Annotated in this window: 19 protein-coding genes and 3 pseudogenes; 13 read left to right on the forward strand and 9 right to left on the reverse strand. The window is 68.1% G+C overall.

Features of this window, described 5'->3' with window-relative positions:
- Nucleotides 1-23: 23 nt before the first annotated feature.
- A complete protein-coding gene (locus ACFYRX_RS45580) occupies nucleotides 24-461 on the forward strand; it encodes a hypothetical protein (RefSeq protein ID WP_389113184.1) in 438 nt (145 codons plus the stop codon).
- Nucleotides 462-737: 276 nt separating this feature from the next.
- Here the strand turns inward: ACFYRX_RS45580 and ACFYRX_RS45585 are convergent, their stop codons facing one another.
- Both ACFYRX_RS45585 and ACFYRX_RS45590 read right to left on the reverse strand, forming a co-directional pair.
- The gene (locus tag ACFYRX_RS45585; RefSeq protein WP_389113186.1) at nucleotides 738-866 is read right to left on the reverse strand and encodes a hypothetical protein; all 129 of its coding nucleotides are present in this window, start codon (nucleotides 864-866) and stop codon (nucleotides 738-740) included.
- Between the two features lie 424 nt (nucleotides 867-1,290).
- Nucleotides 1,291-1,773, reverse strand: coding sequence for a peptidoglycan-binding protein (locus ACFYRX_RS45590; RefSeq protein WP_389113187.1), 483 nt, complete (start codon nucleotides 1,771-1,773; stop codon nucleotides 1,291-1,293).
- Nucleotides 1,774-1,905: 132 nt separating this feature from the next.
- Between ACFYRX_RS45590 and ACFYRX_RS45595 the strand changes: the two genes are divergently transcribed.
- Both ACFYRX_RS45595 and ACFYRX_RS45600 read left to right on the forward strand, forming a co-directional pair.
- A complete protein-coding gene (locus tag ACFYRX_RS45595) occupies nucleotides 1,906-2,898 on the forward strand; it encodes an ArsR/SmtB family transcription factor (RefSeq protein WP_389113189.1) in 993 nt (330 codons plus the stop codon).
- A 25-nt stretch (nucleotides 2,899-2,923) separates the two neighbouring features.
- A pseudogene (locus ACFYRX_RS45600) lies at nucleotides 2,924-3,074 on the forward strand (cold-shock protein); the annotation flags it as partial.
- A gap of 90 nt (nucleotides 3,075-3,164) precedes the next feature.
- Here the strand turns inward: ACFYRX_RS45600 and ACFYRX_RS45605 are convergent.
- Complete coding sequence (locus tag ACFYRX_RS45605; protein WP_389113191.1) at nucleotides 3,165-3,464, reverse strand: hypothetical protein; 300 nt, start codon at nucleotides 3,462-3,464, stop codon at nucleotides 3,165-3,167.
- 115 nt (nucleotides 3,465-3,579) lie between these two features.
- Here ACFYRX_RS45605 and ACFYRX_RS45610 point away from each other — a divergent pair.
- Nucleotides 3,580-4,143, forward strand: a pseudogene (locus ACFYRX_RS45610) (DUF5063 domain-containing protein); the annotation flags it as partial.
- A 141-nt stretch (nucleotides 4,144-4,284) separates the two neighbouring features.
- On the opposite strand, the pseudogene ACFYRX_RS45615 reads toward ACFYRX_RS45610, so the two are convergent.
- Nucleotides 4,285-4,551, reverse strand: a pseudogene (locus ACFYRX_RS45615) (transposase family protein); the annotation flags it as partial.
- Between the two features lie 149 nt (nucleotides 4,552-4,700).
- On the opposite strand from ACFYRX_RS45615, the gene ACFYRX_RS45620 reads away from it, so the two are divergent.
- Complete coding sequence (locus tag ACFYRX_RS45620; protein ID WP_389113192.1) at nucleotides 4,701-5,189, forward strand: GNAT family N-acetyltransferase; 489 nt, start codon at nucleotides 4,701-4,703, stop codon at nucleotides 5,187-5,189.
- On the opposite strand, the gene ACFYRX_RS45625 is transcribed toward ACFYRX_RS45620, so the two are convergent.
- Nucleotides 5,186-5,509: a DUF6192 family protein gene (locus ACFYRX_RS45625; RefSeq protein WP_389113193.1), complete on the reverse strand. Its 324-nt coding sequence runs from the start codon at nucleotides 5,507-5,509 to the stop codon at nucleotides 5,186-5,188. The genes ACFYRX_RS45620 and ACFYRX_RS45625 overlap by 4 nt on opposite strands.
- A 10-nt stretch (nucleotides 5,510-5,519) precedes the next feature.
- Between ACFYRX_RS45625 and ACFYRX_RS45630 the strand changes: the two genes are divergently transcribed.
- The 4 genes from ACFYRX_RS45630 (at nucleotide 5,520) to ACFYRX_RS45645 (ending at nucleotide 7,714) form a co-directional block, all read left to right on the forward strand.
- Nucleotides 5,520-5,861: a hypothetical protein gene (locus ACFYRX_RS45630; protein WP_389113194.1), complete on the forward strand. Its 342-nt coding sequence runs from the start codon at nucleotides 5,520-5,522 to the stop codon at nucleotides 5,859-5,861.
- 127 nt (nucleotides 5,862-5,988) lie between these two features.
- A complete protein-coding gene (locus ACFYRX_RS45635) occupies nucleotides 5,989-7,152 on the forward strand; it encodes a tyrosine-type recombinase/integrase (protein WP_389113196.1) in 1,164 nt (387 codons plus the stop codon).
- A 116-nt stretch (nucleotides 7,153-7,268) separates the two neighbouring features.
- Nucleotides 7,269-7,499, forward strand: coding sequence for a hypothetical protein (locus ACFYRX_RS45640; protein ID WP_389113197.1), 231 nt, complete (start codon nucleotides 7,269-7,271; stop codon nucleotides 7,497-7,499).
- A gap of 20 nt (nucleotides 7,500-7,519) precedes the next feature.
- Nucleotides 7,520-7,714, forward strand: a complete 195-nt coding sequence (locus ACFYRX_RS45645) for a hypothetical protein (protein ID WP_389113199.1) — start codon at nucleotides 7,520-7,522, stop codon at nucleotides 7,712-7,714.
- Nucleotides 7,715-7,799: 85 nt separating this feature from the next.
- Here the strand turns inward: ACFYRX_RS45645 and ACFYRX_RS45650 are convergent, their stop codons facing one another.
- Together ACFYRX_RS45650 and ACFYRX_RS45655 are read right to left on the reverse strand one after the other, a co-directional pair.
- Nucleotides 7,800-9,335 carry an ISKra4 family transposase gene (locus ACFYRX_RS45650; protein ID WP_389113201.1) on the reverse strand — a complete coding sequence of 512 codons (1,536 nt, stop codon included), beginning with the start codon at nucleotides 9,333-9,335 and terminating at the stop codon, nucleotides 7,800-7,802.
- A 44-nt stretch (nucleotides 9,336-9,379) separates the two neighbouring features.
- Nucleotides 9,380-9,997 carry a hypothetical protein gene (locus tag ACFYRX_RS45655; RefSeq protein ID WP_389113203.1) on the reverse strand — a complete coding sequence of 206 codons (618 nt, stop codon included), beginning with the start codon at nucleotides 9,995-9,997 and terminating at the stop codon, nucleotides 9,380-9,382.
- A gap of 778 nt (nucleotides 9,998-10,775) precedes the next feature.
- On the opposite strand from ACFYRX_RS45655, the gene ACFYRX_RS45660 reads away from it, so the two are divergent.
- From ACFYRX_RS45660 to ACFYRX_RS45675, 4 genes are all read left to right on the forward strand, one after another.
- Nucleotides 10,776-14,078, forward strand: coding sequence for a hypothetical protein (locus ACFYRX_RS45660; protein WP_389113204.1), 3,303 nt, complete (start codon nucleotides 10,776-10,778; stop codon nucleotides 14,076-14,078).
- A 65-nt stretch (nucleotides 14,079-14,143) separates the two neighbouring features.
- Entirely contained in the window at nucleotides 14,144-14,398 is a 255-nt protein-coding gene (locus ACFYRX_RS45665; protein ID WP_389113206.1) for a hypothetical protein, read from the forward strand.
- A 148-nt stretch (nucleotides 14,399-14,546) separates the two neighbouring features.
- On the forward strand, nucleotides 14,547-14,702 hold the full coding sequence (locus ACFYRX_RS45670; protein ID WP_389113207.1) for a hypothetical protein: 156 nt from the start codon (nucleotides 14,547-14,549) through the stop codon (nucleotides 14,700-14,702).
- 466 nt (nucleotides 14,703-15,168) lie between these two features.
- Nucleotides 15,169-15,285, forward strand: a complete 117-nt coding sequence (locus ACFYRX_RS45675; protein ID WP_389113209.1) for a helicase associated domain-containing protein — start codon at nucleotides 15,169-15,171, stop codon at nucleotides 15,283-15,285.
- Between the two features lie 167 nt (nucleotides 15,286-15,452).
- Here the strand turns inward: ACFYRX_RS45675 and ACFYRX_RS45680 are convergent, their stop codons facing one another.
- Nucleotides 15,453-16,436, reverse strand: a complete 984-nt coding sequence (locus ACFYRX_RS45680; RefSeq protein WP_389113210.1) for a hypothetical protein — start codon at nucleotides 16,434-16,436, stop codon at nucleotides 15,453-15,455.
- A complete protein-coding gene (locus ACFYRX_RS45685) occupies nucleotides 16,433-16,810 on the reverse strand; it encodes a hypothetical protein (RefSeq protein ID WP_389113211.1) in 378 nt (125 codons plus the stop codon). The genes ACFYRX_RS45680 and ACFYRX_RS45685 overlap by 4 nt, the downstream gene beginning before the upstream one ends.
- Nucleotides 16,811-17,834: the final 1,024 nt, after the last annotated feature.

The following is a 17,834-nucleotide window of genomic DNA, read 5'->3' on the forward strand; positions in this document are numbered from 1 at the left end:
TGGAGCCCAGGCATGATGGCCTGGTGACTCACAGCCTGCCACTCGCACGGATCCGAGATGAAGTCGAACGGTTCCGCAACGCGATCCAGACCGCTATCGCCCAGGATGGACTCGCCGACGTCCTGACCGCGTTTCAGAACTTTCCAAGGGGAAGTTGCGGAAAGGCCACTGCCATGCTCTGTATCCACCTCCAGAATGCTGGCCTGGGCACCTGGTTGTACGTGATGGGCAGGCAGGGCAGCGCCGAATCGGGTTACCGCACGCACGCGTGGGCCGCCCGTGGCGGCATAGTCCTTGACATCACCGGCAGCCAGTTCCCTGACCGGCCGGACATTTGGCTCGATGAACCCGACGACTGGTTCGCGCGCTGGGAGGCTGCAGCATCCAGGCCGGCCTGCTGGAGCAAGGACACGAGCACGGAAGAGGGCGAAGGGTACTTGCTGGTGTCGCAATACCTGTGACGGGCTGCCAGAGACTCGGCAGGCACGGACAGGCCGAGTAGGACGTGGCTGTCTTGAAGTTGGCCTGCAGACTTAAGCCCTCCTCCCGCAGCAGGCCAGGCGGCGGTCGTACTCCGACTGAGTGCCTTCCACGGCGCCGGCGCGGATGGCCGCGTGTACCTCACCAGGGCTTGCGCCCGCGAACGCCGAGCAGCTCGGTCCCCCGCTGCTCGGCGTTCGCGGCCGTCTCTGCGTGTACGGCGATCAGCGGTAATGGCCGCCGTAGTGGGTGGTGGCTCACGAGTGGATTCCTGTTCCGTCGGTGCCCGACCAGCGTCCCTCGTACACCTGACCGGCCGCGTCGATCAGGTAGTGGTAACCGAGGTCGCCGTACTCCGCGGCGTCGGCGCGGTAGATCGCGCGCACCCGGGCGGCCGCCTCCAGGCTGTCGCCGCCGTCCGCTGTGTGGTGGACCGTCAGGGTCTGGACCGGGTAGTAGGCAGGGGGCCAGCGCTCGGGGCCGGTGGCGGTGTGGCGCAGGGCTTCGTCGGCTCCCCACTGGGCGCGGGTGAGCAGCGGATAGGTGGCGGCCGAGGCCGGGAGCGCTGTCGTGCCCAGTACGGCCGCGGCGCCCAGCGCGCCAAGGAACGTCCGGCGGGCAGCGGGGAGGGGAATGCGGGGCGTCTGGCGCCCCGTAGGTCTTGGCGGTCCGGGAGGTCCACGGGTGTGTCTCCCTGTGTGTTCTCGTACGGGAAGGGCGGTCGTGTGTCGCGGTACGGGCCGCTGCCCGTCCTCCCTGAGGCGAGGACGGGCAGCAGTGCGCGTGTGTGCGGTCGGAGGCGAGACCAGGTCAGCAGCGGTTGGTGCCAGCGAAGTTCCAGAACGCGGACTTGGTGGCGGGTCCGGCGATCCCGTCGACGGTGAGGCTGGCGCCGTGCAGGTTGAGGTACTGCTGCAGCCCCTTGATCGTGTTGGGGCCGACGATCCCGTCGATGGAGTCGCTGTAGTAGCCCAGGGTTTTGAACAAGTTCTGCGCCGCCTTCCAGCTGTTGGTACCCAGCTGGCCGTCGATGGTGCCCGGCCCGGGGAAACCAAAGAGGCTCGCCCGGTCGCGCAGCAGGCACTGCCAGCTCGTGGCGTGGGCGGTGTCCAGCCCCAGGTTGTTCACGGCGAGCACGCCCATGGCCTCCGCGCTCGCCGCCGACGCCGCCGCGGGCACCGAGGACGAGGCGGAGGCCGCGAAGCTGGTGCCCGCACCGGCCAGGCCGCCGGCGGTGAGCGCGGCGATGGTCGCGGCGGTGACACACGCCCGCTTCATGATCTTCGATCGCATCCGGAATATCCTCTTCGTCTCGTAGACCGCCCAGTTCTGCACCGGGATTCGAGACGACCTTGCCAGCCTCCTGTGCTCCTTCACATACTTTTACGCGCCAGCGCAAAAGACGAGGCAGACGAGAGGAATTCAATGCTCCGTATCCATTTCACGGATGCCGATTTAGCGCGTGTTCAAGTCGCGTCCAGACCCGATCCACTCTGGGAGATCTACTTCAGTCTGCGCCGGCTCCAGGGCCGACGGAACCTGCGGCCCTACGAGCAGTGGCACCGCATCACACGCCAGGCCCTGCAGGAGAAGGGACTGACCGCAGCCGTCCGTGAGGTACTGCTGCCGCTCTACCCTCGCGGCATCTACGTCCCCGACTTCCTCACCCCCGACGCGGCGGCCGAGGGCCTGCAAGCAGGACTGGAGGCGATACTCTCCGCTCCCCACAGCCTCGTCCAGCACGAAATCCGAATGCTGGCCAGAGTGCGAAGCGTTCCCTCCTGGACCCGGCGATTAGCCGATACGGAAACCCGCGGTCAATTAGTCGAGACGATCCGGGCCTATCACGGCATCGCCCTTCTTCCGCACCGCGATCTCATGCAAGCGCACCACGACGCCGACCGCTGGCTCCGCGCCCGTGCCCTGCTGGACGACGGCACCGGAGGGCTGCTCGCGGGACTGGGCCCGTGTATCCGCTGGCTGAGACCGACCCTGGAGGTCGACTACCCCGTCGACCGGGATCTGCATCTGCGCGGCCGCGGGCTCACTCTTGTCCCCTCTTACTTCTGCCGGGGCACCCCCGTAGCCCTGGCCGACCCCGACCTCCCGCCCGTCCTGGTCTACCCCCTGCGTCACCAGGCCCCCGACGACGGCCACACCGGGGCGCCCGCCTCACCGGCCCCGCTCTGTGCGCTCATCGGAGCGACCCGCGCCGCCATCCTCCGGGCCTCCGCCACCGGCGCGACCACCGGTGAACTCGCCCGGCTCGCCAGCGTATCCGCGGCCTCCGCCACCCGGCACACCACCGTCCTGCGCAACAGCGGCCTGCTCCTCAGCCGCCGCAACGGCCCATCCGTCCTGCACACCCTGACCCCCGCGGGCACCACCCTGCTGAACGCCGACGGAGGGGGCCGGTGAGACATCCGTTGAGTCCCTCTGCGACGAGCAGGACGGCGGCAGCCCGGACGTCTTCGCCCACTACTCCACCATCGCCGCCCAGAGCTTCCGTGAACTCCAGGTAGGCCAGAAGGTCCAACTACGACGTGGCCCAGAGCCAGAAGGGCCCCCAGGCGAAAAGCATCACCCTTGCCTGACCGGCCCTCCCCCACGACACGCGCCTTCGCTCTGCTCCGAGGGCGGGCATCGTGAACAACAGCGCCAACTTCGCCCGAGCACGGTTCACTTCATGTGCGTCCACACCCGCGGGCGGCGGACATGTGATGGTGCCGGCGCAGACGGCGTCCTTCAGCTTGGTCTCCACACCGTCCTTGGTGCTGGCGGTCTTGGTGCCGGAGTAGGACTCGGGCCATGTGGTCTTCCTCGCAGTCGGCGAGGTTGGTGTCGGAGTAGCCGTAATCGATGACGCCCTGGGCCTTGAGGGGATTGGTATAGGACGTCGGGGAGCGCACCGGCGCCTCCGGCACCACCCGCTGGAACAGCTCCAACAACTCATCCGGCACCAGCCGCTCAACGATCCCCACCACGACCGACAGCCTACCCAGGCAGCCAAATGAGATGACTTCTTGCAGCCGGTATACGATCCCGCCCGGGGGTGGGCCCACTTCGTCCTCTACACCGAACCCGACCGCGGCTTCGCCAGTGACGGAGGTGACCGAGGGCGACGAGCCGGACTCGGCAGTGCCCTTCCTCCTCCTGGAGGTCTCCCAACTGCTCATGGCCGACGGCCGCCTGGGCGCCCACGAGGACATCGTCCCCGAGGAGCCCGATCTGGGCCCGGAACCAGACGTCGACGAACTCCGCGAGAACTTCGCCCGCCTCCTGGAGCCGGTCGACGTCTACTCCGAGGTCTTCGACCCTTACGAGCCCCGTAAGGCCCCCGTGCCCGCCCGGATCTCCGACGACCTCGCCGACGTCATTGCGGCCGGCACGGCATGGCCCACTACCGTGCCGGCCGCACCACCGAGGCCCTGTGGTGTGGCAGTTCTCCTACTTCTCCAACTGGAGTTCCACGGCCTCGGCAACGCTCAGGGCCTTGCAGTCGGTGGTCGCCAATGTGCGCCCGAACCTGCCCCTGGAGCAACTGGACGGCCTCGACACCGACCAGGCCATGGGGACGAGACGCTGGAGTTCGAGGCGGGCCGGGTGATGGCGGAGGAGATGACGGGACCGCTGGGAATTACCGGTACAGGACGATCGAGTTGATCGGGGTCAGGTTCAGGTACTCCCCGTAGCCGGGACCCAGCACTTTGCTGCAGTCGCCGGTGCCGTTGTAACCGGTGCACAGCTTCACGTACGCGTCCTCGAACGGGCCGTTCTGGTTGTTCAGGAAGTCCGGGCGTGCGCGCGCAGCGTCTTCAGCAGGCCCGGCGCCTGCTCGGCGAGCAGACCCGTGACCGCGGTGACGTAGGCATGGGCGGTACCGACAGATATACCGAAGGCTCTGGCGATACGGGCGAGGGTGTCGTGGCGGCGCAGATACACGAGTGCGACCAGCGCACGGCGGTGCGGCGGGAGTTTGCACCGCCGGTCACCCTCACGGGTGACGATGAGCATCGTGACCGACTCGACCACGGCGTGAGGCAGGTCGAGTGCGGCAGGATACGGAACCAACAGGGCTCCTGTGCTGCTGAGTTGAGACGTCGAACACCTCCCTCAACGGCACGGGAGCCCTGTCCGTTGCGCGCCCCGACCTCACGCTGCCCCATCACTCGATCAGTGGCCACACTGAAAAGGCTCAGTGACCAGTGGAAGATGGTGGCATGGACGCGCAGAAGGTGACCTTGCGGAAGATGACGCCGTCGGAGTACGACGCAGCGACTGAGCATCGCGAAGCCGAGACGACTCGTGAACTCGGCAAGTTCATGCCCCAAGAGCTGGCACGAGAGCGGACACGTCAGGGCACTGCTCAGTTCCTCCCCGATGGGCTCGACACAGCTGGTCATCATCTCGTGGTGGCGGAGAACGGTTCAGGCGAGATTGTAGGGACCGCGTGGATTGGTCCCGATCCGCGCCAAGCTGCAGGCACCACGAACTCAGCTTGGCTCTATGACATCAACGTTTACGTCCCGTTCCGGCGCCGCGGATACGGATCCGCCATTCTCAACGCCGCCGAGGAACTCGTTGCCCGCGAGGGCAAGACGTCGCTCAACTTGAACGTCATGGGAAGCAATGAGACAGCCATTGCTATGTATCAACGCAATGGTTATGACGTGTCGTCAATGTACCTGTCTAAAAGCGTGCAAGGTTAGATCAGACGGTGGGCGTCTGCTTCTTCGCCCCGTCGGGGACTGGCTTCTTCCGGGTCAGTCGCCTGGTCATGAGGGTGATGAGAGGACACCGCCGGGCGCCGCAGCAGACCGGTGGCGACCTGCCCGGCGACGTCGTCGTCGCGGACCAGGTCGGTCACCGCCTGGACCTTCTCCTCCACCGTCACCGGATGCTCCACCCGCTGCCCCACCAGCCGTTTAGCGGAGTCCGGCGTCCAGCGGCGCTGACCGGTGCGCTGGTTGAACGGCGGATCCTCGATCGCCGCCCACCGTTCGGCCTCGTCCTTTACCGACGCCAACACCCGGTGGACGGTGAAAGAGACGCCGTCCCTGCGCCGCGCGGCCGGCCACCGGTTGGCGGTCCACCGCCAGTCCTCCACCGTGGCCCGCGGCCCCGATACCGTCAGCGAAGATCTGCAACGACTCTCGGACCATGTACAGATCGTCGGAACCGTTCGGCATCGACCCGCCCACCGCACGCATCGGCTCGATCTCCAACGCCTTGTCACCCAGGGAAAATTGCGCCAGCGCGATCAGCTCTCGCGCCTCGGCGATGAGCTGCAACGCCACGCGCGCCGCCGGGGCCGCAGCGCCGTCCAGGCCGCGACCGAACACCCCGCTTATCTGATAACTGGAGTACGCACGGGTTCGTAGATGATCTCTGCGTGCGATCTGTTGCGTGTCAGCAGGTCCGAGACCTGTGTTCGACGTATCCCTGAATCGGTGGAGTTTCCGCAGAAACTCGCAGAATCTACGAGCGTGGTTCGTAATCTGCGTGTTCGTGGATGAATCCGGAACTCGTCGCAGCGTGGTGGAGCCAAGGCCGGCGGAGGAGCTTGGCGCCGCCGGGCTGGCTGAGGTCTTCCAGTTGCACCGTCGCCGCGGCGAGCGGGACGGCCTGTCGGAGCGTGACTACTTCTTCGACACCCTCGCCGAGTATCAGTGGGCACGCGACGCGGCGGGCCTGATGCCGGCAACGGTCGACAAGCTCGTGAAGCCTGTGATCGAGATCTGTGAGTACCTGGATCTGGCGCCGTGGCGCCTGCAGCCGCGAGACCTCGACCGCTACTTCGCCGGACCGGGCAAGCGGGCCCGCTCCACCGTTCGCACCAAGATCAACCTTATTGACGGGTACTTCGCGTTCCTCGAACAGCGGTACGCGGGTGAGATCAGCCGTCGTTTCGGTGCGGTCGTGGAGTCGCCGATCGATCCGTTCAACCGGCCACGCCACCGGGGTGACTTCGGTCTGCGGGTGCCGCCGTCGCAGCAGGCCATGCGGGAGTTCTTCGCTGCGTGGCGGCGTGCTCTGCCGCTGGCACGCAAGGAGGCGGTCGCGTGCCGCGACTACGTCATGGCGAAGATCGCCTACTTGTCGGGCGTGCGAGCGGCCGAACTGTGCGGCGTGTGTATGCGCGATGTGCACTGGGAGTCGGGCCAGTGGGGCCGGTTCCTCGTCCACGGCAAGGGAGCTCGTGGGTCGGGGCCGCGGCAGCGCGAGGCCTTCTTGTTCGAGCAGGGACGGGAGCTGCTGTGGTGGTACGTGGAGGAGTTGCGCGGGTTGTTCCGGGACGATCCTGAGCATCCGTCTGCGCCGTTGTTTCCGTCCGAGCGCTTGCCCGTGGCGGTCGCGGCGCTGAACATGCCAGTCGCGCCGAAGATGGTGCCCTCGACGTTCAGGCGGGCGCTGCGGGCTGCCTCGGTGGCGCATCTCCCGGGTCCGGTAGAGGAGTTGTTTCCTCATCTGCTGCGTCACGCGTGCGCGACACACAACTATGAGCGGGGGATGTCCCTGTGGGAGGTGCAGCGACTGCTGGGCCACTGGTGGAGCACGACCACGGTCCGGTACCTCCTCACCGCGCAGGGGGACCCGGAGCAGGCGGCGCGGCGGGCTTCGGCCGAGCGGGCCGGGCAGCGGCTGGTGGCGGACACAGGGAGCCTTCGGTGAAGTGGAATGGGTGCGGCTCTTCTCCAGTGAGCCGCTTTGGCCTGCGTGGTTGCTGACCGGGGTGTGGTTGCTCGATCGTCATGGTGTCGGGTGTCCGGGTTTCGGGGGTGTCGGCGATGGTGTCGTGGCTGGAGGAGATCGAGCGGCGGGAAGCTGCCGCGCGGGAACGGATCGAGGACGGCAACATCGGCGTGCGGGCGAAGCTGTACACGTCTGACCAGTACGACGACGTCAAGCAGCGTGACGCACTGTTCACGCAACTCCAGGAGGCGGGCATCGCGGTGCGCGGCGACGTCACCGCCGACCAATTCCGGGCCATCCTCGCCATCATGCAGCCCGACGCCTGACCCGAGAGAGGGCCACCACCGTGCCTAAACTCCACATCCCCGCCGACGACTTCCAACTCGGCGACCTCGTCCATCTTGCCGACGGCCGAACCGTCAAGATCCGCGTCATTGAACGCGGCGGCAGGGGCCTCATCGTCGTCAACCCGGGCGCGGCTGACCGGCTCGAAGGCCGTGTCTGGGAGCACGTCACCGTCACCCGCGAGGAGATGTCGTGACCGTCCGCCGTCTGTCCGGCCGCCCAGAACCGCCACCGACCCGAACGCCGAGACCGAGTGCGGCTCTTTGGAGTGAGCCTGCTGGTCAGGCCAGGAGTTCGTAGTTGTGCTGGCTGGGCCGGGGGTAGAGGCGTTCGCGTTCTCTGCGGGTGTGGAAGGTCCAGTACTGCGGGAAGTCGCCGTTGCTGATGAGGGCCCGGAGGGTCAGGACAGCTTCGGCTCCAGGGACGGTCCACCTGCTGCCGGTGATATCGAGGCGGTCGGCCACCAGATGACGTGCTGCGCCTTCGACGATGCCGCTGGCGATCGGCCATCCGGCCGCGAGGGCCTTGTCGTAGTGGAGATAGGCGGCGTTGTTGTCCAGGTAGCGGCAGGCTTTGTCCGCTGCGGCCCGTTGGTCTGGCGACAGGCCCAGCCGGTCGACGTGGGCGCGGATGCCGGTGACGGCTCCGGCGCTGTCACCGGCCAGGATCCGGGCGGCCTGGGCCCCGACCCAGGTCTCGGCGTCCGGATCGGTGGCGGTGTGGAAACACCGCGAGGCCGCCCACAACTTCTCGATCACGTGGACGATGTCGAGCACGACATTTACGGTGACGCCGCGTCGGACAGCCTCCGCATGGATCAACTCAAGCTGGTGCTCAGCGCCGTCGACCAGGACCACCCAGCGTCGGCGGTGCTGGGGATCACGGGCTTGGGCCTCGTCGAACGCGGCGGCAATGACCTGGTCCGCGTCGTGCTCCACCGAGGCGGTGAGCCACTTCGCGCGAGCCTTGGGCCCCTTGCGCGGAGCGCGGCGGGTGGTGCGGCCGCCGGGCGGGGCGATGATGTCGTGCGGCCGGCGCACGGCCGGATCCGCGTCGTGGACGACGGCGAGGGTGGCCATCCGCTTGCGGCAGGTCTTCTCCCCGGCGGACAGACGGGTGCGGAACGTGCGCGTCGCCTGTTCCGCGGCCTTCCGCGTCGCCTCCTGCAGGTGTCCCGGGCGCATCACGATCCCCTTGCCGTCGACGCTGAGCACCAACAGGGTCGTGCTTGCTGCCGGGGCAGGGGTGCGGGCGGCATAGAAGGCGGCGATGTCCACCGCGGCTGCCCGCACGAGCTGTTCGGCCTGGCGTTTGCCCACCGCCCGCGCCCCGCAGCGGCGTTCGATCGCCTCCAGGACGTGGCAGTAGGAGCCGCGGACGGCTTCCAGCACGACCAGACGCCGAAGTCCCAGGCTGTGCCGCTCACGCGGCAGTCCCAGCACCCGGTCGGCCGGATACCAGTTGGGCAGGCCGGGGCCGCGCAGCGCGCACCGGGTGACGGTCACCGGCCCGACCACGGTCGCCAGTTGACGTCGGTGTTTCTTTTCCAGCCGGGTCCGACCCGCGGCGAGTTGGGCCCGCCCGCCGGTGTCGAGCATCGCCAGTTCGGCTTCCTCCCGGCGGGCGCGCAGGTCGAAGTGGCCCTGCAGGAGGAGGCGGGCCAGCTCCCTCGCCCCGTTCTCGGCGTCTTCCTCCACCTGTTCATGGGGCAGGAGCAGAGCTTCGGGACGGGAGAGGGAATCGATGAGACGAGTGAGGAAAGAAGCGGCTCGGTCAAAGGGGTCAGCCGCCGCGGCGGCCGCATAGCCTGCGGTCATCGGGCTCTCGCTTCCGGGCAGACGAATGGGTGGCACCTTCGACGCTAGGGACGAGAGCCCGACCCCACATCGGCGCGGCGGCGCACGTCGGAAGCCCCGGCCTGCTCCGGCGCATCCCCGGCCGCCGCCAGAGCCTCGCAAGGGGTGAACAGTCCCGGTCCCTCCTCCGTCAGCCAGCCCCGCTCGACCAGGCGTTTCAGCTTCGACCGGAAGCCTTCCACCTTGCTCTTGTCCGTCGACAGGCCCAGTGCGGCACACAGGTGATGCGCCCGCATGGGATGCACCGCGTCCTGGAGAACCTCGACGATGTCCCGGTATGAACCCGGCAGCACGTCCATCCCCAGCCCGGGCGTCCACTGCGGCACCAGCCGCACCCCCACCGGTGATCCCGCAGGGGACCGGTACTCCTCAACTCCCGCCCCGTCGGAGTCCGCTTGCACCGCGGCAACCGTGACCGTCTCGTTGCCGGACAGGATCTCGGTCATCGTTTCCCGGGTGATCTCCAGCCGGGACAGAACCTCCTCCCGCCCAGCCAGGCGCCTGCTCAACTCCCCATTTCGGTCCCGCAGTTCGGCGATCTCCTCGCGCGCAGCGGCCTCCCGCCGATCGAGCTCCTCCAGCCACGACGCCATTGCCGCCTCCAAGACCGCGTCCTGGGACACGACGATCCACCGTCCGACAACGAACGGCAACGGCGCACGGCATCACCAGCTCACTGCAGAAGAGCCACACCCATCCAGAATCCACCGCTTCCCTAGCCGGGCCCCGTCGCCGGTGACGACCTGTGGGACGGCAACGGTGTTCAGGAGGCCGAGGCAGCGCAGTAGCCCGCTGGGGAGCCAGGCTGCCTCGCGCCAGGTGGACTCGTACGGATCGGCTGGCGCTCGTCCGCCTATAGCCACTCGCGGGCGGTCCGTGTGCCGCCAGCCAGCTCGCTTCTCCCCCGACGGCGTGGATGCGTTCGGCGAGGGTGGTCTCGGCTTTCTGGAAGGCGCGGCGGGAGATGGGCCGGTGAGCTGGATACTCGTCGGTTGTTCGGGGCTGCGAAGCTCGATGTCGGCTCGGTACGGGCGTGGGTCCGGAGGCCGTTGAGATGCGCGGCGGGGAGCTGCCGGCGCGCCACGCTGCCCTCCCGTAGGGCCCTGACGCTGGCGCACGCACTTACCGGGCGGCGGGGTCGGTGCGGGTACTTGCGTATGCCGGATGGGGTGGCGACACCGGACAGCGTCGCAACTTCGCTGGCGTCTACTGGTGCAGGTCATGTCCCGGCCGCGGTCAGTCGCTCGTAGACAGTTGCCCAGCCCCGCGCTGGTGTCGCTCACGTTGCTCCTGTGACAACGGCTCATATCGGCCGACGGTCGCCACGAGCCCTGGGGCTGCGGGGGTGCGAGGCCAGCTGCGCAGGACCGCTGGCGCCAACGGGTTCGCTACGGTGGTCGAGTGAGCGTCGAGAACGATCCCTTGGGCGGCGATGCAGGCTCCCCCAATTTCGCTGTCTCCGCCGAGCTGTCCACGGCACTGGCCGCTCAAGGGCCGCACGGTGAGCGCGCGTTGAACCTGTTGCGGGATGCGGCGGCGGTCTTGTCCGATCCCGGCTGGTGGAACGCGCCCTACGAGGTTGCGCAGTCTTGCTGCCGGGGAGCGATCGACAGCATCCTCAACCTGGCGCCGAAGGACATTGAGGGCATCGAGGCAGCCAGGGACACGGTCATGAACGCAGCCAAGTCCGCCGTCGAAGCCTGCCGGGCCAACGGGTCCCTCCCGCAAGGGCTGTTGGATGAGCTTGAGGCTGCAGTCGATGCGCTGCGCGCGGAGGAGGCCAATCCGGGCGGACGGCGTATCCGTCAGATCGGGCACCTGGTGCAGGAACTGACACGGCAGGAAATGGGCCTGGCCGAGGTGGAGGCCGTGCGCAACTCCTGGACCCGGTTCTACCGCGACACCTCCGGCGTCGTGCACGGGTCGGGTGCCACGCCTGAACAGTCCCGCGAGCGGTTCGAGGGCGTGATGGCCGCCTTCGAGCAGCTCTTTCTGGGGTTGCCGGAACGTGCCGAAAGGCTGCGCCGGCTGGCGCTCAGCGAGCAGCCCTCGCAAGAGGATGCGGACGAGGTCGCGTCGATGTCGGATCCGCGCGCTGGAAGCTACTTCTTCCGTGCGGCGGTGAGCCGACGCTGGCTTGACCTGCTGCCGCAGGAGCGGCTGCTGCCGGAAGCCTCCCGCTGGCCGGCCCTGCCCTATCTGCGGCGGCTCCTGGATGCCGATCCACCGCAGCTGTGCAGGTGGGTGGCGGATCAACTCACCGCGATCGAAGAGCGCGGCCCGGGCGCGGTCAGCACCGCGGTGAGCCTGGTAGCCGGGGCGGGCATGGCGGCATGTGCGCTGCTGCAGCAGATCGCCCGGCAACAGCAGGACCGCCATGTGCTGCTGCGGATCAGTTTCTGGGCCCGGGACGTCCCGATGTCCGATCGCAACGGGCAGTGGGTGTCCGTCGTCGAGGCGGTGTTGCGCACCCCGTCTTTCGGCACCGAGGAGTCCTGGGAGGCCGCGCAGCTGGCACAGGCGCTGGTCCACACCGCCCATCCGGGGGGTCGGCTGCGTCCGGCCGGGGACCGGTTGGGGGGAATCATTCGGTCCGCGCTGGCGTCTGTGCTCGCCGGGCCTCTGGCCGAGGCCGACACATGGCGAATCAGCATGGTCAACGACCTGCGGGAGATTTCCTTCGCCGATCCACCGCGCGATGTGCTGTTCACCCTGATGCGGGCTGTGCTCGACCTGGCCCGGCAGGACGCCCGGCTCGGTGTCCCGCTGCCGGAGCGCTGGCGGGTGCTGGGCAGCAAGTTGCCGGCCGGTGCTGGTGCCGACCGGCTGCGCGCGGCCGTCCTGCTGGAGTCGCATGACGACGACCGGGCCGATCTGGACTCGGCCGCGGCCTGGTGGGAGCGGGCCCTGCCGCTGGCGGGCCGGCTGGTTGTATCCGGATCTGCGCGGGCGGATGTCGCGGACTTCCTAGCCCTCCTGGAGGACGCCTGCCCCGAGGAGCACCGTGCCGATCTGCACGCGGTGTTGGCCCAGGGCCTGGGAGAAGCGCCGTCCGCGTCGGAGATCTCTGCCTGGAAGAACGCTTACGAAGCGGGCTCCGAGCCGCTGCCGGATGCTTGGCGGACTGTCTGGGACTTGTCTGCGGTTCTTGCCCCGCAGGTGCTGGAGCCGTGGGGACCGATGCTGGAGATGCTCACCGGCCTGACGGGACAGCCTGCACCTGCACGTCCCCTGCCGCGCCTGCGGATCACGTCCTGGGTCGAAAGGCACGGCGGTCTGCCCCCGGATGTGTTCGCCGTCCAGGCGGCGCAGGCCGGGCCGGCCGCCGCGGTCGCCCAGTTGGCCGTCGCGCCCGTCCCGCGCGGCGACGTCGACGCTGAGGGCGCTCGTGCCGGTCTGCTCGGGGATCTGGTCTCCCAGGATCCGCAGTTGTGGGCCCGTGATCCGCACGGTGTGGCGGCGGCCGCGGCCAGCACCCCGGCCGTGCTGGCCGCCTACTTCAGCTCCCTGCACCGAGCCGCGCGCGAAGAAAAACTCTCCCAGAGCGAACTCGCTGCGATCGCACTGGCCGCTTTCGCCGCGCGCCCGGCAGCCAGGCAGGACAGCCCGGGCGCCCAGCAGTTGCAGCAGGTGATCTGCAACCTGCTGCACCGGGCGTGGGAGAGCGGCCTGCTGCTGGACATGACGTCTGGGGAGGCAGCGGGCGCCGTCGAGTGGCTGCAGGATCTGGTCACCGGCTGGACACGGCCCCGTACAGACACCCCGCGGCCACTGTGGGCGGCCCTGGACCAGCCGGGCGGGACGGCGCTGATCTCTCTGATCGCCTGGGCCCTCCAGCAGGCTCACCGCACCGGCCAGGCCCTGCCCGAGCCGGCCCGCGGTGTGCTGGGCCGCCTGCTGGCGGACGAGCCTGACGACCAGGCCCTGGCCGTCATAGGCATGTGTCTGGGCCAGCTGGCGGACGTCGATGCGGCATGGGTCGAGGAACACGCCGAGCCGCTCTATGCACTCGACGCTGCCTGGCGGCCCGCCGCTGCCTGGCTGCGTCAGCCGCGGCCGCACGCCGGGATCTTGGCACACCTGGACCGTGCAGCGTTGCTGCAGGTGGCGGCCGGCCCGGACGACGCTCCCGTCCTCGGCAAGATCATCGTGTCGTTCCTCGACGGCTCCCAGGTGCTGGGCCCAGCCCCCGCCTTGCTGGCGGAACTCGCCGCTCAGGACGGCGGGGTGCAGGCGGTTTCCGAGCTGCTGTCGCACCTCGCGCAGGCCGTGATCCATTGTGATCAAGCGAGCCCATGGCCCGAGCGTGCGGCAGCGCTGTGGCGCTCCGCGCTCGAGGCACAGGTGGAGCCCGCTGCTCTGACTGGCGCGGGCCGGTTCGCCTACGCCGATCGCCTCGACGATGCCGCCTGGCTGGAGCTGACCGCCCGCACCGTGGCCCGCCAGCCGGATCTGGAGGTGCCCTACGCGATCGCCGAACGGGCAGCGCGCCACCCCGGCTCGGCCGATGCCCTGCTGATCGCCGCAGCCATGCTCGGTGCCCCCGTGGACTCCTTTCACCGGCAGGAGATCCAAGGGCATGCGGCCCGGCTCTTTGCCCAGAGCGCTGTGCAGGGCACAGCCGAGCATGAACAGCTGCGGATCGCGCTAATCAATGCCGGTGCGATCGAGGCGGCCTACAACGACCCTCCGGCCGGCCCATGACCGTCCGAGCAGCCGGATTGGCCGTTCGGCACAGTTAGTGTCAGTGCCCGGCTACGGTGTCGGGCATGAAGTCGCACATCATTCAGATCGTGCGGTGGGATGCCCCGCAGCCGCAGCAGGACGGCATCGTTTGCAGCGCACACGGAATCAGAAGCTGCGCCCGGGACCTCGTCGCCGAGGTCATCCTCCGCGATGCGGGCAGTCCTCACATCCGCTGGACCGTGTGCCAGCACTGGCTCGACCATGAGCCCGACGTGGCCGCTTACGAAGCCGGCCGGGAAAGCCCCAAAGCGGATTCTGAACGGGCCCGCCTGGGGTAGAGCGGCCTACGGCACAGGGAGTCTGTCTGCGCCGATGGCGGCGGACCGCCACACTGTGCTGTCGCCGCGCCACTTGATCAACGCAGGAGCCGCTGTCAGACCCACCTGCCATCCTTCTCCCAACTCTGCGTAGAGGGAGGTGAAGCAGATGTCGAAGAAGGAAAAGGCGGCAGTCGCCATGATGGTTGCCCTGATCGGAAGCGCGTACCTCGGCAAGATCGCCAAGCAGCAAGGCGCGGCGCTTGGGCTGTCGGCGGTGGCCGTAGGCGCGATCGGTTACGCCGTGGCCTACGCCATGACGTAGCGCGGTACCAGGGCCCCACCCCAACAGGGAGACCGGGGCCCTGTCGCACCCGCCAGTATGGCGACACCGAATGACAGTGCCCGCCGCCCCATCGGGCATCTGCAGGATCACACCAGGTAGCCGGGAAGCCATACCGTCAGCCTGGCGTGCCCGGCTCACAGGAGCACGCAAAGCCATCCGCGCGGGCACCGCGATCAGGCGGAGCCGCACGACGCCAGCCTGTCGGCATGACCAATCCCAAGGAGTCGGGGCCGGGACCGGGCAGAAGGCACCTCCTGCCTGCCATTGGTTTGGCACGCCGCGGTGTTCACGTTTCGGGGCGCGAGATGCGGCGAGAGTCTGCATCAGGCAGGCGGAGGGCCGTGGGTCGGACACGGGCGCAGATGTGGGCCGATAACCTCGCTGCTGCCCACCGGAACCACCAGTGGGAATGACACCTGAAGTTCCTCGCCAGCGCGTGGAAACCATGGACGGCGACGACCATGCGCTGGGCGTGTTCATCGCCAACTGCCGGGCGCGCAAGCAGCGTCTGGCGCCTGATCGCGTGCAAGAGCTCAGTGCCGTCGGAATGAAGGGAGCTTGAAGAATCGAGTGCAAGGGCCGCCGACGTGCGCGGCCATTATCCATCAACCGAATGTGTCAGCCCGCCCAAGCTGAGGGCGGGCCATCCGCATGCGAGCGCCACAGCAATGTCCCGGGCCCTGCCGGCCACATGGATCATTCCCAACCCGCCAAACCACCGGCATCAAGTTACGCATCAGCGACACGATGAGCCTCGCTGGCAGGTTGCAGCAACTTGTCCGACGCGAGCGCTATGGCTTCGTCCCGCGGCTGGGGTGCCGAGAGACGCTGGCGCAGGGCCTTCTCCAGGTTGCGGTCCAGCGGTCGAGCACCCGTCGGGTACGAGCTGTGCTCGATACTCAGGCACATATTTGAATGACCGTGCGGCAAGGCGCACCAAATGTGACCATGCCGGCGGATGCACGACCAGTCGCAGCCGCCAACAGTGCTGCAATCGACCGTACGGCGCCCGCACGTTCTCTTCCAGTCCACTGGTGAGGACGGGTCTTCCCAGACAGCCCAGGCCAACTCGGTACGAGTGCCGGGAGGGGCACCCGTAAGAGTGCGGTGAGGGCCTTCGTGCCCCTGGAAGACGAGGCAGCGGAGAAAGAGGCCCGCGCCGAGTTCTCGCGGCCGATCGTATTGCGAGGAACAGGTCACGGCGAACTGATTGTTCACCCGCTGCCTGTCGGGCGTTGAGGGCGCGATGGTCAAGGGCATCTGCGGTCCTGCGGCCCGCCGTGTCCGGTAGGCCGCCTGGCGGCAGGCATTCGAGCAGAACCGGCGGGGCCGGCCCCCATGTGCCGCGAGTAAATGCCGCGTCAGAAACGGCGCCTCGCAGTGGTGGCATGGACGGACGGCCTGCTCGCAGTTCTGCCGGGCCCAGGTGCGCAGCTCCGGCGAGATGGGGAGTGGGCCTTCGCTGCATTCGTTTGGCGCCATCACCAGATTTTCCAGCGGCCGCACCTTCATGAGGGCGCTCTCGTACGCAATCTGCACCTCCTCTTCCGAGCAGCGCAGCAGCCGCGCCGTCTGCGCGCGTGGCCACTCCAGGACGGCCGTCGTGATCAACGCGGTGGCCTCAAGGTCGTCGAGAGCGCCGAGGAGGCAGGCGATGGTGATGACGTCGGTGCGGCCCTTGGCTGGGTCCTGGAAGGCGCGCTGTTGCCTCATGACTCACCCCCTTCTCCTGCGGCCGGAAACCGCCCCGCTGTCGTGCCCGCTCCTGGGGCGGGTGACTGGGGTGTCGCCGCCTGTCCGGCAGTGCTGCTGATTGTCGGGGCCACATCGGCGGCGGCGCCAGGCTTGTCCTCCAGTGCCGGCGGATCGGGCGCGGTGCCGGGAGCGTTGCGCCACTTGCCCCATGGCAGGAAGCAGGACAGCGCCCCGATCACGTGACTCAGCCCGACCAGCATCTCCGGCACGTCCTCGCTCCTGCACTTCTCCAGCGCGGCCCGAATGGACCAGGCCACGACTGCGACGAGCATTACCATGGTGGTGACGAGGCACACGGCATAGATCGGCGGACCAGCCAACAGGACGTCCACAAAAGCCTCCAGAGATGCGAAAGACCCCGGTCGACGGACCGGGGTCAGGTGAGCGAAGGAACGGCAGAAACACGAACGGGCGGCACGTGGCCGCCCGAAACGAAAAAACTCCCGCATCCCTCATAGGGGGCGCAGGAGCGATTGCGTTTACATGTGTGTGTCCGCAACCTGCGCGCACCTTCTCACACGAGGCCCCGGACCGCAACAGCCCCTCACTCGCAGGTCTTTGGCCTGCGGAGATGAAGTCCTCTGAGGAGGTTTCGTAACATGAGGTGGCTTCAGGGACGACTCGCCGAGGCGGGAAACGAGAACCAGGAGACTGCCGGAACTCGCCCTCCGGCGGTGGTCAATGGCCTGGGCGATAACGGGCAACTGGGTGCAGACACGCGGCCACTTTTGGTGCTGCTTCCTGCTGCAGCATGGTGCCGTGATCGTCATCGGCCGTTCTGCCCCAGGCAGCGGTCGCAGAGAGACCGCCCGTCCACAGCCCGAAACGGTCGCTGGCAGACCCCGCAGAGATCGAACCAGGATTCGCCACAGTAGAAACAGAAGTTGGTAGGACAATCAGGGGCGGCAGCGGCAGCGGTAACGGCACCGCGCACCAAGGTCTCGCTACGGCAGTCCGGACACGCCTCCACCGGAGGACGGACGAACTGGCTGACGTTGTTGGGCAGAGGGTCGATCCACGGAAGCCCCATGCGATGCGCGTACTCTTCTGCGGCCAGCCCTGCGTCCAGCGTCACGGAACAGAACAAGCAGTGGGGCATGTGTCCCATGTCCCGCCAACCGACCGCCACCATGGCCCATTGTCGGCAGTAGGGGCACTGCACAGTGCGGTCCTTCACCGACGCAAGGTCCGCCTCCAGACCCTGCATGCGCCGCCTGACGAAAGCCTCGATTCGTCCGAGGCCACTGCGGATGCGCTCCATTGAACCGTTCCGGGTTCAATAGAGATCTCAGATGTTGACTGTGACCTGGGGTTTCGTGGTCGCTCGGTAGTAGTTGGCTTCGTATTCGGCGGGCG

Source organism: Streptomyces sp. NPDC005374 (genome assembly GCF_042872225.1).
Classification (GTDB): Bacteria; Actinomycetota; Actinomycetes; order Streptomycetales; family Streptomycetaceae; genus Streptomyces.